The sequence below is a fragment of the Pseudomonas sp. M1 genome, from assembly GCF_022760135.1.
Taxonomy (GTDB): Bacteria; Pseudomonadota; Gammaproteobacteria; order Pseudomonadales; family Pseudomonadaceae; genus Pseudomonas; species Pseudomonas citronellolis.
Genome location: NZ_CP094343.1, coordinates 2,167,487 through 2,181,812, shown reverse-complemented (window position 1 = coordinate 2,181,812; position 14,326 = coordinate 2,167,487). Strand labels below are relative to the sequence as shown.

17 protein-coding genes and 2 tRNA genes are annotated in these 14,326 nt (G+C 64.9%); 5 read left to right on the top strand and 14 right to left on the bottom strand.

The window, feature by feature from the left end:
- Positions 1 to 3: 3 nt before the first annotated feature.
- The 6 genes from pheS to PM1_RS09960 all read right to left on the bottom strand — a co-directional run bounded on the left by pheS (position 4) and on the right by PM1_RS09960 (position 5,480).
- A complete protein-coding gene (gene pheS, locus PM1_RS09985; RefSeq protein ID WP_009617022.1) occupies positions 4 to 1,020 on the bottom strand; it encodes a phenylalanine--tRNA ligase subunit alpha in 1,017 nt (338 codons plus the stop codon).
- Between the two features lie 296 nt (positions 1,021 to 1,316).
- Entirely contained in the window at positions 1,317 to 1,673 is a 357-nt protein-coding gene (rplT, locus tag PM1_RS09980; RefSeq protein ID WP_003099086.1) for a 50S ribosomal protein L20, read from the bottom strand.
- 21 nt (positions 1,674 to 1,694) lie between these two features.
- Complete coding sequence (gene rpmI / locus PM1_RS09975) at positions 1,695 to 1,889, bottom strand: 50S ribosomal protein L35 (RefSeq protein ID WP_009617012.1); 195 nt, start codon at positions 1,887 to 1,889, stop codon at positions 1,695 to 1,697.
- 60 nt (positions 1,890 to 1,949) lie between these two features.
- Complete coding sequence (gene infC, locus PM1_RS09970) at positions 1,950 to 2,501, bottom strand: translation initiation factor IF-3 (protein WP_173427906.1); 552 nt, start codon at positions 2,499 to 2,501, stop codon at positions 1,950 to 1,952.
- On the bottom strand, positions 2,501 to 4,423 hold the full coding sequence (gene thrS, locus PM1_RS09965; protein WP_009617007.1) for a threonine--tRNA ligase: 1,923 nt from the start codon (positions 4,421 to 4,423) through the stop codon (positions 2,501 to 2,503). Before thrS ends, infC begins: the two co-directional genes overlap by 1 nt.
- Before the next feature lie 223 nt (positions 4,424 to 4,646).
- Positions 4,647 to 5,480 carry an alpha/beta fold hydrolase gene (locus PM1_RS09960; protein ID WP_009617005.1) on the bottom strand — a complete coding sequence of 278 codons (834 nt, stop codon included), beginning with the start codon at positions 5,478 to 5,480 and terminating at the stop codon, positions 4,647 to 4,649.
- A gap of 287 nt (positions 5,481 to 5,767) precedes the next feature.
- On the opposite strand from PM1_RS09960, the gene PM1_RS09955 reads away from it, so the two are divergent.
- Both PM1_RS09955 and PM1_RS09950 read left to right on the top strand, forming a co-directional pair.
- Positions 5,768 to 6,136: a histone-like nucleoid-structuring protein, MvaT/MvaU family gene (locus PM1_RS09955; protein WP_009617003.1), complete on the top strand. Its 369-nt coding sequence runs from the start codon at positions 5,768 to 5,770 to the stop codon at positions 6,134 to 6,136.
- Positions 6,137 to 6,568: 432 nt separating this feature from the next.
- On the top strand, positions 6,569 to 6,793 hold the full coding sequence (locus PM1_RS09950; RefSeq protein WP_009617001.1) for a hypothetical protein: 225 nt from the start codon (positions 6,569 to 6,571) through the stop codon (positions 6,791 to 6,793).
- A 217-nt stretch (positions 6,794 to 7,010) separates the two neighbouring features.
- Here PM1_RS09950 and PM1_RS09945 read toward each other — a convergent pair whose 3' ends face one another.
- Positions 7,011 to 7,538 (bottom strand): DUF4946 domain-containing protein, encoded by a 528-nt coding sequence (locus PM1_RS09945; RefSeq protein WP_009616999.1) that lies wholly within the window; start codon positions 7,536 to 7,538, stop codon positions 7,011 to 7,013.
- A gap of 169 nt (positions 7,539 to 7,707) precedes the next feature.
- Between PM1_RS09945 and PM1_RS09940 the strand changes: the two genes are divergently transcribed.
- Both PM1_RS09940 and PM1_RS09935 read left to right on the top strand, forming a co-directional pair.
- Positions 7,708 to 7,947, top strand: coding sequence for a hypothetical protein (locus tag PM1_RS09940; protein ID WP_009616997.1), 240 nt, complete (start codon positions 7,708 to 7,710; stop codon positions 7,945 to 7,947).
- A gap of 120 nt (positions 7,948 to 8,067) precedes the next feature.
- Positions 8,068 to 8,217: a hypothetical protein gene (locus PM1_RS09935; protein ID WP_162839902.1), complete on the top strand. Its 150-nt coding sequence runs from the start codon at positions 8,068 to 8,070 to the stop codon at positions 8,215 to 8,217.
- Positions 8,218 to 8,507: 290 nt separating this feature from the next.
- Here the strand turns inward: PM1_RS09935 and PM1_RS09930 are convergent.
- Positions 8,508 to 8,584, bottom strand: a tRNA-Val gene (locus PM1_RS09930).
- Between the two features lie 55 nt (positions 8,585 to 8,639).
- A tRNA-Val gene (locus tag PM1_RS09925) sits at positions 8,640 to 8,716 on the bottom strand.
- Between the two features lie 184 nt (positions 8,717 to 8,900).
- Here PM1_RS09925 and PM1_RS09920 point away from each other — a divergent pair.
- Positions 8,901 to 10,184, top strand: a complete 1,284-nt coding sequence (locus PM1_RS09920; RefSeq protein ID WP_009616995.1) for an NAD(P)/FAD-dependent oxidoreductase — start codon at positions 8,901 to 8,903, stop codon at positions 10,182 to 10,184.
- A gap of 26 nt (positions 10,185 to 10,210) precedes the next feature.
- Here the strand turns inward: PM1_RS09920 and PM1_RS09915 are convergent, their stop codons facing one another.
- The 5 genes from PM1_RS09915 to moaA form a co-directional block, all read right to left on the bottom strand.
- Positions 10,211 to 11,092, bottom strand: a complete 882-nt coding sequence (locus PM1_RS09915) for a formate/nitrite transporter family protein (protein ID WP_009616993.1) — start codon at positions 11,090 to 11,092, stop codon at positions 10,211 to 10,213.
- 77 nt (positions 11,093 to 11,169) lie between these two features.
- Positions 11,170 to 12,126 carry a PA2778 family cysteine peptidase gene (locus PM1_RS09910; protein ID WP_009616991.1) on the bottom strand — a complete coding sequence of 319 codons (957 nt, stop codon included), beginning with the start codon at positions 12,124 to 12,126 and terminating at the stop codon, positions 11,170 to 11,172.
- The gene (locus tag PM1_RS09905; RefSeq protein WP_009616989.1) at positions 12,123 to 12,518 is read right to left on the bottom strand and encodes a PA2779 family protein; all 396 of its coding nucleotides are present in this window, start codon (positions 12,516 to 12,518) and stop codon (positions 12,123 to 12,125) included. Before PM1_RS09905 ends, PM1_RS09910 begins: the two co-directional genes overlap by 4 nt.
- Positions 12,519 to 12,652: 134 nt before the next feature.
- Positions 12,653 to 13,171, bottom strand: coding sequence for a hypothetical protein (locus PM1_RS09900; RefSeq protein ID WP_009616987.1), 519 nt, complete (start codon positions 13,169 to 13,171; stop codon positions 12,653 to 12,655).
- A gap of 96 nt (positions 13,172 to 13,267) precedes the next feature.
- A complete protein-coding gene (gene moaA, locus PM1_RS09895) occupies positions 13,268 to 14,263 on the bottom strand; it encodes a GTP 3',8-cyclase MoaA (protein ID WP_009616986.1) in 996 nt (331 codons plus the stop codon).
- Between the last annotated feature and the right edge of the window lie 63 nt (positions 14,264 to 14,326).

The window sequence follows — 14,326 nt, the reverse complement described above, 5'->3', positions numbered from 1 at the left end:
GGCCTAGCGGAATTGCCCGAGGAAGCGCAGGTCGTTGTCGAAGAACAGGCGCAAGTCGTTGACGCCGTAGCGCAGCATGGCCAGGCGTTCGATGCCCATGCCGAAGGCGAAGCCCTGGTATTTCTCCGGGTCGATGCCGGACATGCGCAGCACGTTGGGGTGCACCATGCCGCAGCCCATGACTTCCAGCCAGCCGGTCTGCTTGCACACGCGGCAGCCCTTGCCGCTGCACAGCACGCACTGGATGTCGACTTCCGCCGAAGGCTCGGTGAAGGGGAAGAACGACGGACGGAAGCGCACCGAGAACTCCTTCTCGAAGAAGGCGCGCAGGAACTCCTCGATGGTGCCCTTGAGGTCGGCGAAGCTGACATCTTCGTCGATCAGCAGACCTTCGACCTGATGGAACATCGGCGAGTGGGTCAGGTCGGAGTCGCAGCGGTACACGCGGCCGGGGCAGACGATGCGGATCGGCGGGCGCTGGCTCTCCATGGTGCGCACCTGTACCGGCGAGGTGTGGGTGCGCAGCAGCATGTTCGCGTTGAAGTAGAAGGTGTCGTGCATCGCCCGCGCCGGGTGGTGGCCGGGGATGTTGAGCGCTTCGAAGTTGTGGTAGTCGTCTTCGACTTCCGGGCCCTCGGCCACTTCATAGCCGATGCGGGTGAAGCATTGCTCGATGCGTTCCTTGGTACGGGTCACCGGATGCAGGCCACCGGAGGTCTGGCCGCGGCCCGGCAGGGTCACGTCGACGCGTTCGGCCGCCAGCTTCGCCGCCAGCGCGGCGCCTTCCAGGTCGGTCTTGCGGGCGTTGAGCGCCTCCTGGACCTTTTCCTTGGCAACGTTGATCAGCGCACCCACCTTGGGGCGCTCCTCGGCCGGCAGGTCGCCCAGGGTCTTCATCACCTGGGTCAGCTCGCCTTTCTTGCCGAGATAGTGAACCCGGATCTGTTCCAGGGCATTGACGTCTTCGGTATGTCGCACAGCCTCCAGGGCTTGGGAGACCAGCGCGTCCAGGTTTTCCATGTACCAACTCCAGATACGAAATAGGGGAAGAGCGGTTAGGCTCTTCCCCTATCGGTGACGTTACGTCCCGGATCGAGATCCGGTGATTGTCTCAGAACCTGTCCACGATCTGCTGCGCGTCGGCATAACTGCGTTAAAAACAGGCGAGTGATGCTCATTTAGCGGACTAAACTGCGCTCCCTCGCCTGTTTGACTCGCTGCGCTCGCCCTTCGGGCCAGCCTTCGGCTGTTACTCCCGTTGGTCGTTGCGCCTTGTTCTGCTCTAGCTCGCGAGATCGTGACCAAGCTCTTGGGGCTTAAGCCAAGCTTGCCTTCGCTTTTTCGACAATCGCGGTAAACGCCGCTTTTTCGTTCACAGCCAGATCGGCCAGGACCTTACGGTCGATCTCGATGGCCGCCTTTTTCAGGCCGGCGATCAGACGGCTGTAGGACAGACCGTTCTGACGAGCACCAGCGTTGATACGGGCGATCCACAGGGCGCGGAACTGACGCTTGCGCTGACGACGGTCACGGTAGGCGTATTGGCCGGCCTTGATCACCGCCTGCTTGGCAACGCGGAACACGCGGGAACGCGCGCCGTAGTAGCCTTTGGCGAGTTTCAGAATCTTCTTGTGACGACGACGGGCAATCACGCCACGCTTAACACGAGCCATTTATCTATCCTCTACCAGAAATCAACGCAGACGCAGGGAGCGTTCTACACGGCGAACGTCGGAAGCAGCGAGCATCGAGGTGCCGCGCAGCTGACGCTTACGCTTGGTGGTCATTTTGGTCAGGATGTGGCTCTTGAAAGCGTGCTTGTGCTTGATGCCACCAGCAGTCACTTTGAAGCGCTTCTTGGCGCCACTCTTGGTTTTCATCTTTGGCATGTTTAGTACTCCGCATTCGTTAACAACTGATAACCATCAGGCCTGCCAGTGCCCGGGAGGTTATTTACGCTTCTTGGGAGCGATGACCATCATCAGCTGGCGTCCTTCCAGCTTAGGATGCTGTTCCACGGTGCCGTATTCGGCGAGGTCGGTCTCGACCCGCTTCAACAGCTCCATGCCCAGCTCCTGGTGGGCCATCTCACGACCACGGAATCGCAGGGATACCTTGGCCTTGTCCCCTTCACTAAGGAAACGTACCAGGTTGCGTAGTTTTACCTGGTAATCCCCTTCTTCCGTCCCTGGACGAAACTTGATTTCTTTGATCTGTTGCTGGTGCTGGTTTTTCTTCGCCGCAGCCGCCTGCTTCTTCTTCTCGAACAGGTGCTTGCCGTAATCCATGATGCGGCAGACAGGAGGCGCCGCATCGGCAGAGATTTCAACCAGGTCCAGCTTGGCCTCGTCGGCGTGGCGCAGCGCCTCATCAAGGGTCACTACGCCGATCTGCTGACCGTCGGCACCGATCAGACGCACTTCGCGTGCGGTGATGTTCTCGTTGATCGGTGGTTTCGGGAGAGCCCGCTTATCCTGTCTCATTTCACGCTTAATAATGATTACTCCGAGTCTTGGCGACCACGCCGGGAAACCGCCCGAGTCAACAGCTCGACGAACTGGGAAAGCGGCATCGAGCCGAGGTCTTCCCCTTCGCGCGTACGTACGGCGACGGCCTTCGATTCAACCTCCCTGTCTCCAATAACCAGGAGATAGGGAACCTTGAGCAAAGTATGCTCGCGGATTTTAAAGCCGATTTTCTCGTTTCTCAAGTCGGACTTGGCACGGAATCCGCTTTCCTCGAGCGCGCGGACCACTTCCTCGGCGAAATCGGCCTGCTTGTCGGTGATGTTCATGACCACCGCCTGGGTCGGCGCCAGCCAGGCCGGGAACAGGCCAGCGTAGTGCTCGATCAGCATGCCGATGAAGCGTTCGAAGGAACCGAGGATGGCGCGGTGCAGCATGACCGGGCGCTTGCGGTTGTTGTCCTCGGCGATGTAGCTGGCGTCCAGACGCTCCGGCAGGTTCGGGTCGTACTGCAGGGTGCCGCACTGCCAGTTACGGCCCAGGCAGTCCTTCAGGGTGAACTCGATCTTCGGGCCGTAGAAGGCGCCCTCGCCCGGCTGGTATTCCCACTCCAGGCCGGATTCGTTCAGGGCGTCCGCCAGCGCGCCTTCGGCGCGATCCCACAGCTCTTCGGAGCCCACGCGCTTGGCCGGACGGGTGGACAGCTTCATGGAGATGTCGGAGAAGCCGAAGTCGGCGTAGACCTGCAGGGTCAGTTTGATGAAGTCGGCCGCTTCCTTCTTCACCTGGTCCTCGGTGCAGAAGATGTGCGCGTCGTCCTGGGTGAAGCCGCGCACGCGCATGATGCCGTGCAGCGCGCCCGAAGGCTCGTTGCGGTGGCAAGCACCGAACTCGGCCAGGCGCAGCGGCAGGTCGCGGTAGGACTTCAGGCCCTGGTTGAAGATCTGCACGTGGCACGGGCAGTTCATCGGCTTGACCGCGAAGTCGCGACTTTCCGACGAAGTGGTGAACATGTTCTCGGCGTAGTTCGACCAGTGGCCCGAACGCTCCCAGAGGATGCGGTCGACCACCTGCGGGGTGCGCACCTCGACGTAGCCGTGCTCGCGCTGCACCTTGCGCATGTACTGCTCGAGCACCTGGTAGACGGTCCAGCCGTTGGGATGCCAGAACACCATGCCCGGCGCTTCCTCCTGCAGGTGGAACAGGTCCAGCTGCTTGCCGATGCGGCGGTGGTCGCGCTTCTCGGCCTCTTCGATGCGCTGGACGTAGGCGGCCAGCTGCTTCTTGTCGCCCCAGGCGGTGCCGTAGATGCGCTGCAACTGCTCGTTCTTCGAGTCGCCGCGCCAGTAGGCACCGGAAATCTTGGTCAGCTTGAAAGCCTTGAGGAAGCGGGTGTTGGGCACGTGCGGGCCGCGGCACATGTCCACGTATTCCTCGTGGTAGTACAGGCCCATGGCCTTCTCATCGGGCATGTCGTCGATGAGGCGCAGCTTGTATTCCTCGCCGCGGGACTTGAACACCTCGATGACCTCGGCGCGCGGGGTCATCTTCTTGATGACGTCGTAGTCCTTGTCGATCAGCTCGGCCATGCGCTTCTCGATTGCCGCCATGTCCTCGGGAGTGAAGGGGCGCTCGAAGGAGATGTCGTAATAGAAGCCTTCGTCGATCACCGGGCCGATGACCATCTTCGCGCTCGGGTACAGCTGCTTGACCGCGTGGCCGACCAGGTGCGCGCAGGAGTGGCGGATGATCTCCAGCCCTTCCTCGTCCTTCGGGGTGATGATCTGCAGGGTCGCGTCGTGTTCGATCTTGTCGCAAGCATCGACCAGCTTGCCGTTGACCTTGCCGGCCACGGTGGCCTTGGCCAGGCCCGCGCCAATGGATTGCGCCACCTCGGCCACGCTGACCGGGTGATCGAAGGACCGCTGACTACCGTCGGGAAGAGTAATGATGGGCATGGCGCCTCCTCTCCTAGTGGTGACCCCTACGAAAGGCCACATGGGTTGGGATGTGCCAGTAAGCGTCGCCCGCCGGGCAGGCCTGCCTCACAGTGGCAGGCGCCTTTTCGGCACCCTGCGCTTGCGCGCGCGGACGGAGATCACTGGAAGAAAAACGAACGAAGCCCCGACGAGCGGGGCAGGTCGCCATGGTACTGCATGTGGAGGCAACTGACGAGCGGCATCAGTGCGCGTCGATGAACTCCAGCACGGCGCGATTGAAAGCGGCCGGGCGCGTGGCGTTCATGCCGTGGGAAGCGCCGGCGATGACGCTGCTGCGCACGTCCGGCAGCGTCTGCGCAAGGGCCTGGACCACCTGTGGGAAGGGCTCGGGGCTGAGTTCGCCGCGCAGCAGCAGGGTCGGCGCCGCCAGCGTGGCCAGGCGCGCGCGCCCGAGCGGCTCCGGCCGATCGGCGACCTGGCCGATCAGCGTCATGGCGTTATCGGTGGCCATGTCGCGGAAGTGCCGCGAGGAACGCCGCCAGATCCCAGGCCCGCTGACGGTGTCGACGAACAACTCCAGGCCCGCCTCGACCTCGCCCTGGCGGATCAGTTGCAGCGCCTGCTCGCGGAAACGGTTGCGCTCGGCCGGCGCCGCCGGCACGGGCACGCCGGCCGCCTGGAACAGGTCGGCGGCGAAATCCCCGCCGGGGTCGCACAGCACCAGCGAACGCAGGCGCCCGGGCGCCTCCAGCGCCAGCCGCAGGCAGATATTGCCGCCGCGCGAATGCCCCAGCAGGTGTACCGGCTCGCCCTGCATGTCGATCAGCGCGAGCAGGTCCTCGACATGTTGCGCGGTAGTGAAGTCCGCGCCCTCGCCATTCCAGCGCTGCGGATAATAATGTCGAAGACTGGGCGCCAGCAGACGATAGCGCTCGCCCAAACCGCGCAACTGCCATTGCCAGTAGCGGTAATCGCAAAGCGAGCCGTGCACCAATACCAGCGGCACCCCCTCCCCTTCCACCAGGCAGGCCAGTTCATGTCCATTGAGTGAATACGACTGGACATTCGAAAGCATCTACATCCCCTATCCCATGGCGCACGCAAGATATCGACGATCCCCATGGCGAACCGCCATCTAGTTGATGGGAGGCGATTATCCGCGATTCGCGGCATGGCGATAAAGCCATACATTCGGAAGGACCTTTGCAATGCCGTGAAAAACACCTTATCGAAGATTAATTATTGCATCGCCCGCTTATTTAAATTAATAATTCGCCGCCCACATAACTTTCCGAACACAATGGTCGCCGAATAGCTGCGCACCGATATCCGTTTCGGAATGACCTGCCCTGGAGTGCAAACATGTCCAAACTCGCGGAATTCCGTGAAGCCGAACGCCTACTCAAAGAACAACTGGCCCTGCTGGAAAAGCTGAAGAACGACAGCTCCCTGAAGAAGGAACTGGAATTCAAGGATCAGCTGCAGGCCCTGATGGACGAATACGGCATGAACCTGCGCAACGTCATCGACATCCTCGACCCGCAGGGCACCGCCAACAACGCCGCTGCCGCGCCGGCCGCCAGCGCCCCGCGCCGCAGCCGCCAGTTGAAGGTGTACAAGAACCCGAACAACGGCGAAGTGGTGGAAACCAAGGGCGGCAACCACAAGACCCTGAAGGCCTGGAAACAGCAGTACGGCGCCGAGACCGTGGAGTCCTGGCTGCAGAAGTGATGCCCGCCCCGCGGCGGCCCACGCCGCCGCGGGAAGCTCCTCGGAAACATCCTCTGACGATCCGCACTTGAAAGACCCGCCCAGCATCCGGATAATGCTGCCCGCGAGTCATGAACTTCAGGTCGCCCCTCCCGTCGCCGCCCACCCCAACCAGGGCGCAGCAGCCGGGACACACAGGGCCACGGCCAGCAGCCAGTCACTGGCAGGCGCATCCAGCGCGCCCCTCAAGGCGCAGCAAATCGTCCTTACATATTTGGCAAGCCCGAACTTCGGGGGTTGGCGTATTCTCCCGCCATGGCGCCCTCGAAAGACCTCTTCGAGTTTTCATTCGCTGCCACATTCCGGTCATGGATATCACGCATTCTGCGTTCGACCGGAGTTTTTTACGTTTCACGCGGTCATAAGACCGTGACTATTTGGAAGAAAGACAATATGAAAAAAAGCACTCAGATCCAGGAGGCGATCGGCACCCTCAAGGCAGCTTTCGCCCCGCTCAACTGCATCATCCTGGCACCGCGCAAAGACAGCTTCAGTTTCGCCCTGGTGGACGAATACGGCGTCGCCTGCCATAGCGAACGTCTCTATCCGCAGCAGTACCAGGCCGCAGAGCCGCTGCAGGCCGTCATCGCCCGCGTGCAGAGCACCCTGGCCGCCTGACCGGCACCCGACGAAAAGCCCCGCGAATCAGGCTGTGTGAAAACCCGAGCGGCTCTTCGAAGAGTGCGTTCCTACGTGAAATCTGAAAAGGCTTGGCTATTCAGCCAACCCAGAATCCGCGTAGAAACGCGAAATCCAGGTTGTTTTTTAACCAGCTGGACCGATCCGGAGGTTTTCACACAGCCTGGAATGCGGGGCTTTTTCATTTCCGGCCCGCTCACTCCAGGCGCAGGCCAGCCTTGAGCGCCGCCACCTCGGCAAGTCGCTGCGGGTAATCGGCCGCCGGCGCGGCATAGGTCAGCGAATAGGCCGCCTCCTTGCCCAGCGCCACCTGCACACCCTGCTTCATGGCCTCGTTGCCGTTCTGGCTGATCGAGCAGACCAGCTCCAGGCCGTCCAAGCCCCCAAGGGAAGCTTGCCGCGGCTTGCTGCAGGCCGCCTGGAAGCCCTGGCGCAGGAAGTCGACCTGCAGCGACTTGCGCATCTGCAGGATCACCCGCTGCAGATCCACATCCTTCACCTCGGCCAGGCGGCTGCGGGTGATTTCCACCACCAGCGCCTGGGAGCCATCCGCCGCCAGCTTGACGCCGCGCTCGCGGCGCAGCGCCGCAGCGTCGTCCGGCGCCTCGGGCGAACGCGTCACCTGCCAGCCCTCCGGCCATTCCGCCAGCCCGGCGGCCGCTGCCAACCCACTCGCCGCGCACAGCAGAAACACCCCGAGCCCCCGGCCCCACCCACCACTCATGCCACGCCTCCCACACTTCCCGACCGACAGTAGCCACGAAACGCCACCGCACTTTTGCCGGACAAACTACACCGATTGCCGTCGATTGGCTGCTGAACCCCGGCCGGCAATTCGTCGCTCGATGCGCCCGCAACGCCAGGGACCGACAACGCCCACGAGGGAATACGTGATGCGCAGCGAAAAATCCAAGGACACCAGCGGCCGCGCCCTGGGCGCGCTCTGCGTGGTGAACACCCAGCCGCGCGCTGCAATTCGGCGAACCGCCCCTGGCCTACCAGCCGATCGTCGCCACCCCGGAGCGGCGCCTGGCCGCCACCTGGCGCAGGGCGACCTCACCGGCCGTCCACTGCCCCGCCATGCGCTGCGCGCCCTGATCCCCGACCTCTGGCACAGCGCCAACGCCGCCTGAGCCGCCGGACGAACGCATCGGCGCCGATACAAACCTTACCCTGCCGATACCAGGTTTCTCGGGACACCCGCGGTGCGGGCGTGTCTACTTTGCGCCCATTTTTCCAACCCTGGTGTCGCCATGCTTTCCAGATTGACCAAAGTCGCCCTGCTGCTCGCCCTCGTCTCGCTCTCCGGCTGCTGGCCGTTCTTCCCGCCCTTCGGCGGGCCGGGAGGTGGCGGACACGGCGGTGGCGGCCATGGCGGCGGGCCCGGCTTCGAGCGCCGCTGAGCACGCAGGGGCGCCCGGCGCGGCCGGTGAATCCAATCGCGGACGGAGTCCGCTCCTACGCCCGCGCTTCCCTGCGGGCCGCACCGAGGCGCTTTTCGTAGGATGGGTTGAGCTTGCGAAACCCATGCGGTTGCGCTGATGGGTATCGCTTCGCTCAACACCATCCTACGAAAAGCCATGCTCGCTCATGCTGTAGGAGCGGACTCCGTCCGCGATCAGCCCAAATCGCACGCAAACAAAAAGGGCGACCCTCTCGGATCGCCCTTTCTGCTACCGCCGAAGCGGTGAATTGGTAGGCACAATTGGACTCGAACCAACGACCCCCACCATGTCAAGGTGGTGCTCTAACCAGCTGAGCTATGTGCCTAAAGAAAAGGGCGACCGCTTAAGATCGCCCTCTCGCTACCGCCGAAGCGGGAATTTGGTAGGCACAATTGGACTCGAACCAACGACCCCCACCATGTCAAGGTGGTGCTCTAACCAACTGAGCTATGTGCCTAGCGATGGGGGCGCATTCTACGCGAAGGCGTTGAACCGTCAAGCATTTTTTCGCTAACCCCCTGAAAAAGGGAATTTTTTTATGTTCGTCCTTGCGTAAAAAATTTTGCACGGCCACTAGCCGAGTGATTTCGACTCGGGTAGCATCAGCCCATCTCGTAAAAAATAACAAACACAGGTGCAATATGCCGCACACTTCTTATCCCACTTCCTACTATGCAGCCTCGGCCAATCCGGTCCCTGCGCGCCCCGAACTCAAGGGCGAGACCGAAACCGACGTGTGCATCATCGGCGCGGGCTACACCGGCCTGTCCACCGCCCTCTTCCTGCTGGAGAACGGCTTCAAGGTGACCGTGCTGGAGGCCGCCAAGGTCGGCTTCGGCGCGTCCGGCCGCAACGGTGGCCAGATCGTCAACAGCTACAGCCGCGACATCGACGTCATCGAACGCACCGTCGGCCCGAAGCAGGCGCAACTGCTCGGCCAGATGGCCTTCGAGGGCGGCCGCATCATCCGTGAGCGCATCGCCAAGTACGACATCCAGTGCGACCTGAAGGACGGTGGCGTGTTCGCCGCCCTCAGCGCCAAGCAGATGGGCCACCTGGAGTCGCAGAAGAAGCTCTGGGAGCGCTTCGGCCACACCCAGCTGGAGCTGATGGACGCCAAGCGCATCCGCGAAGTCGTGGCTACAGACAGCTACGTCGGCGGCATGCTCGACATGAGCGGCGGCCACATCCACCCGCTTAACCTCGCCCTGGGCGAAGCCGCGGCGGTGGAATCCCTCGGCGGGGTGATCCACGAGCAGTCCCCGGCGGTGAAGATCGAGCGTGGCGCCAACCCGGTGGTGCACACCCCGCAAGGCCGGGTGAAGGCCAAGTTCGTGGTGGTCGCCGGCAACGCCTACCTCGGCGGCCTGGTCCCTGAGCTGGCCTCCAAGTCCATGCCCTGCGGCACCCAGGTGATCACCACCGAGCCGCTGGGCGACGAGCTGGCCAAGACCCTGCTGCCCCAGGACTACTGCGTCGAGGACTGCAACTACCTGCTCGACTACTACCGCCTGACCAGCGACAAGCGCCTGATCTTCGGCGGCGGCGTGGTCTACGGTGCCCGCGATCCGTCGAACATCGAGGCGATCATCCGTCCGAAGATGCTCAAGGTGTTCCCGCAGCTGAAGAACGTGAAGATCGACTTCGCCTGGACCGGCAACTTCCTGCTGACCCTCTCGCGCCTGCCGCAGGTCGGCCGGATCGGCGACAACATCTACTACTCCCAGGGTTGCAGCGGCCACGGCGTCACCTACACGCACCTGGCCGGCAAGGTGCTGGCCGAAGCCCTGCGCGGCCAGGCCGAGCGTTTCGACGCCTTCGCCGACCTGCCGCACTACCCCTTCCCGGGCGGGCGCATGTTCCAGGTGCCGTTCTCCGCGATCGGCGCCTGGTACTACAACCTGCGCGACAAGCTGGGCGTGTAACCCGCCCTGCGAACGACGACGGCGCCCTAGGGCGCCGTTTTCGTTGGCGCGCCGCTGTCGCTGCGGATCTGCGCGTGGCTGATCAGGGCGAAGATCAGGCTGCCGCCGACGATGTTGCCGGCCAGCGTCGGCAGCGCGAAGTCCAGCAGGAAGGCCTTCCAGCCCAGCTCGCCGGCCCACATCAGGTAGCCGACCTCGCAGGTGCCGACCACGATGTGGCTGAAGCTGCCCAGCGACATCAGGTAGGTGACCAGGATGATGATCCACACCTTGGCGCTCTCCGCCGCCGGCACCAGCCAGACCATGGTGGCGATCATCCAGCCGGAGACGATGCCGCGGGAGAACATCTGCCAGCCGTCGTTCTCCATGACTTCGCGGCCGATCTCGAGGAAGGCCTGGTCGGTCTTCGCATCGAAGATCGGCAGGTGCAGCATGGCGTAGGCGAACAGCAGCGCGCCGACGACGTTGCCCAGCAACACCACGCCCCATAGCCGCAACAACTGCCCAGCCTTGCGCAGGGTCGGCTCGCTCATCAGCGGCAGCACCGCGGTGAGGGTGTTCTCGGTGAACAGCTGCTGGCGGGCGAGGATGATGGCGAGAAAGCCCACCGGGTAGCCCAGGCTGGTGACGATGGCCGCGCTGTCGTGCTCCGGCAGCTTGGCGCGGAACAGTCCCATGGCCATCAGCGACAGGCCGATGGTCAGCCCGGCGGCCAGGGCCGACCACCAGAGCGCCGCCAGGGTGCGCTCCAGTTCGTGGTTGCCCTGCAGGCGGATCACCTCGTGCAGCACCAGCGCCCGGGGCGGCTGGGCCTTCTCGACCTTGCGGCGCTCCTCGGCGGAAAGATCGTCCGCGGTATCGCCCTTACCGGCGGCATCGCGTGCCGGCTGCTGCTTGTCGCTGGCCATGGCTTGCACCTCATCAAGGGATGCAACTTAGGCCGGCGATCAAGCGCAGCGGTTCAAAGTAAATGCCCCGCTACGCCTCAGCGCACGGGGCAGGCCGGCGCGGCACTGCATTGCCCGGCAGCCACCGGCGCCGCCTGGGGCGCCTGGAGGAAACGCGCATCCGTCGGCGCCAGCTGGTGCGCGCAGCTCGCCGGGGCGCGGGCCTGCTCGGCGCAGCCGCGCTCGGCCATGACGTTGGCCAGGTTGTACCAGGCGGCGGCGAAATCCGGCCGCGCGGCCACGCTGTGGCGCAGTGCCGTTTCGGCCTCGCCCAGGTCGCCGGCGGCGTAGCGGGCGTTGGCCAGGGCGAACCAGCCCAGCGGCTCCTGCGGCCAGGCCCGGGTGGCGGTGCGGTAGGCCTGGTCGGCCAGGGCCTGTTGCCCGGTTTCCTCCAGGTCGTGGGCCGCGCGCAGCCAGCGTGTCGGTTCGACGCTGGCCGGCAGCCGGTCGGCCGGCAGCGTCAGCACCGCCCAGCGCCCGCTGCGCCGCCAGGTGACGTCGAACGCGGTGAAGTCGATCACCAGGCGCTGGGTGATGCCGGAGCGCAGCACCAGCTCGTGGCGGTCGCGGTCGTAGCCGACCACCACGGCGTAATGCCACATCGGCAACCAGTCCAGGCCGTTGTTCTGCAGCACCAGCACCGGGTTGCCGGCGGCCACTTCCTTGAGCACGTCCTCCAGGCGCGGGCGCAGCGGGTAGACCAGCAGGCCCCGCTCGCGCGCCGCGGCCACCAGCTCGACCTGCAGGCTGCCCTGGCGCTGCGGCAGGAACACCCGCTCCTTCAACTGGTTCGGCGTCACCCGCACGCCGCGCTGGTTGAGCACGGTGGCAAGCGCCGCCGGGCCGCACTGGTATTCCTGCTGCGGGAAGAACTGCACTTCGGAAAGCTCGACGCGCCGTGGCAGCGCGTCGACCTCCGCCGGCAGCCGCGGCGCCGTGGCGCAGCCGCCGAGCAGCAGCGCGGCCAGGGCCACGGCAGCGGCGGCGTGCCTCAACGCTGGCACCGCACGAAGGTGAAGATATGCGTGATGCAGAGCATGTCGGTGATGATGAAGATCAGCAGGAACAGGATGATGATGCCGATGATGCCACCGGCCGGCGCCTGATCCAGCTGCTGGTTGAACTGCGCCAGCTCCTCGTTGGACAGGCTCTTGATGCGCTGCTCGACCTGGCTGCGCTCCACGCCCATGGATTGCAGCTTCTTCTGCACGCCCTGATCATCGAGCATGCGCAGCAGCTGTTCGCGGTCGACGTGCTGCTGTTGCGCCTGCAGCACCTCGCCGGTGCCCACCATCGCCGCCTGCGCCAAAGGCACCTCGGCCACCACGCCCAACTGCGCCAGCACCAGCACGGCCGCCAGGCGCCTTACCCGTTTTGTGATTGTCATTCTGGGTCTCCTCCACTTTGACGCGCTAGCAGACCGCCGGGGAAAGCCGGAGGTTCCGCGCCGCCAAGCACGGTTGCACAAGCAAAGCCCGGGCGCCGTCGCCGAACGAGGCACCTTCTGTTCAGATCACGGCGTCAGGCGTTTGGTTCGAAGCGCAAGCGTCGCCAGTCCAGGGCCAGGTGGCCGAGGTGCACGCAAGGGTAGGCATGGGGCAGCAGGAAATGCTCGTGGCCGGCCACGGCCAGCCCGGCGCGCCGGCAGTCCAGGCGCAGCAGGCGGCCCCAGGCATAGGCCTGGGCATCGAGCGCCTGCGCGCCGAAGTCCGTCCCCGGCCAGCGCGCCCGGCACCAGTCGAGCAGTGCCCGGGGATCGCACACCTCGGGCAGGCAGGCGATCCGCACCTCGTCGTCGCGCCAGTCCAGCGCCCGCTGCGCATCGAAGGCAGACTGGCGCTCCAGCGGCAGCGGGCGGACCCGGGCGCCGTCGGCCAGCGGTTCCAGCGCCACCGCCAGCGGCTGCCAGCTGCTGTGCTCCAGGGCCCAGAGCAGATCGCCGTCGACTTCCAGCGACGGCCGCCCCGCCACCCGCTGGCGGAAACCCTCGCAAACCAGGCAGCAATCGCCCAGTGGAATTCGCAGTCGACTCTCGCTCACATCAGCCTCGCAGCACATCGGCCGCGTGATTCTAGGGAAAGCCTGCGGCTGACGGAAAGCCCCGTCAGTTGCCAAGCAGGAACTGCCGCCTTCCGTTCAGCCGCCGGTCATGCTCATGAAGCGCAGCACCTGGACCTGCCCGGCGGCGTCGAAGTGATGGCGCTGCGGCTTGAGCTGCAGCGCCTCGACCAGCGCCGCGCGCAGCCGCGCGCCATCGCCGGGATGGCTGCGCAGCAGTTGGCGCAGGTCCAGCGCGCCTTCGTGGCCGAGGCAGAGCACCAGCCTGCCCTCGGCAGTGACGCGCACGCGGTTGCAGTCGCCGCAGAAGTTGTGGCTGTGCGGCGAGATGAAGCCGATGCGGCTGGGCAGCCCGTCGACGCGGTAGTAGCGCGAGGGGCCGCCGCTACGCTCCAGGCTGGGCGTCAATTGCCAGTGTTCGGCCAGGCGGGCGCGCACCTCGTCGCTGCTGCACAGGGTCTGCGCGCGGTCGTGGCTGCTGATGCTGCCCAGCGGCATCTCCTCGATGAAGCTGATGTCCAGCCCGCGGGCCAGCGCGTATTCGACCAGTTCGCAGACTTCGTCGTCGTTGCGCCCCTTCTGCACCACGCAGTTGAGCTTGATGCGCTCGAAACCCGCTGCCCGCGCAGCCTCTATCCCTGCCAGCACCTGGGGCAGGCGGTCGCTGCGGGTGAAGGCGGCGAAGCGTTCGCGGCGCAGCGAGTCCAGGCTGATGTTCAGTCGGCGCACGCCGGCGGCGCGCAGCTCGGCCGCGCGGCCGGCCAGTTGCGAGCCGTTGCTGGTGATCGCCAGGTCTTCCAGTTCGGGGCGCGCGCCGAGCCGCGCCAGCAGCGAGGTCAGGCCCTTGCGCACCAGCGGCTCGCCGCCGGTGATGCGGATGCGCCGCACGCCCAGGGCGATGAAGGCGTCGGCCACCGCGTAGAGTTCCTCCAGGCTCAGCACCTGGTCGCGCGGCAGGAACTGCATGTCTTCGCTCATGCAGTAGGTGCAGCGGAAGTCGCAACGGTCGGTCACCGACAGGCGCAGGTAGGTGATGCGGCGGCCGAAGGGGTCGACCAGTTGGCTGTCGGACATGGCGGCGAGCTCTTGGAAGGCCGGGCGCCGTGGCGGCGCCGGGGTCCGGCAGACTCTACAGAA

Bases quoted from the DNA above. Each gene is read 5' to 3' on its own strand.
- PM1_RS09940 (WP_009616997.1), top strand. From the start codon at position 7,708: ATGCGCAGCGAAAAATCCAAGGACACCAGCGGCCGCGCCCTGGGCGCG.
- rpmI (WP_009617012.1), bottom strand. From the start codon at position 1,889: ATGCCAAAGATGAAAACCAAGAGTGGCGCCAAGAAGCGCTTCAAAGTG.
- rplT (WP_003099086.1), bottom strand. From the start codon at position 1,673: ATGGCTCGTGTTAAGCGTGGCGTGATTGCCCGTCGTCGTCACAAGAAG.
- PM1_RS09935 (WP_162839902.1), top strand. From the start codon at position 8,068: ATGCTTTCCAGATTGACCAAAGTCGCCCTGCTGCTCGCCCTCGTCTCG.
- moaA (WP_009616986.1), bottom strand. From the start codon at position 14,263: ATGTCCGACAGCCAACTGGTCGACCCCTTCGGCCGCCGCATCACCTAC.
- PM1_RS09960 (WP_009617005.1), bottom strand. From the start codon at position 5,480: ATGCTTTCGAATGTCCAGTCGTATTCACTCAATGGACATGAACTGGCC.
- PM1_RS09915 (WP_009616993.1), bottom strand. From the start codon at position 11,092: ATGGCCAGCGACAAGCAGCAGCCGGCACGCGATGCCGCCGGTAAGGGC.
- PM1_RS09945 (WP_009616999.1), bottom strand. From the start codon at position 7,538: ATGAGTGGTGGGTGGGGCCGGGGGCTCGGGGTGTTTCTGCTGTGCGCG.
- PM1_RS09920 (WP_009616995.1), top strand. From the start codon at position 8,901: ATGCCGCACACTTCTTATCCCACTTCCTACTATGCAGCCTCGGCCAAT.
- PM1_RS09905 (WP_009616989.1), bottom strand. From the start codon at position 12,518: ATGACAATCACAAAACGGGTAAGGCGCCTGGCGGCCGTGCTGGTGCTG.
- PM1_RS09950 (WP_009617001.1), top strand. From the start codon at position 6,569: ATGAAAAAAAGCACTCAGATCCAGGAGGCGATCGGCACCCTCAAGGCA.
- PM1_RS09955 (WP_009617003.1), top strand. From the start codon at position 5,768: ATGTCCAAACTCGCGGAATTCCGTGAAGCCGAACGCCTACTCAAAGAA.
- pheS (WP_009617022.1), bottom strand. From the start codon at position 1,020: ATGGAAAACCTGGACGCGCTGGTCTCCCAAGCCCTGGAGGCTGTGCGA.
- thrS (WP_009617007.1), bottom strand. From the start codon at position 4,423: ATGCCCATCATTACTCTTCCCGACGGTAGTCAGCGGTCCTTCGATCAC.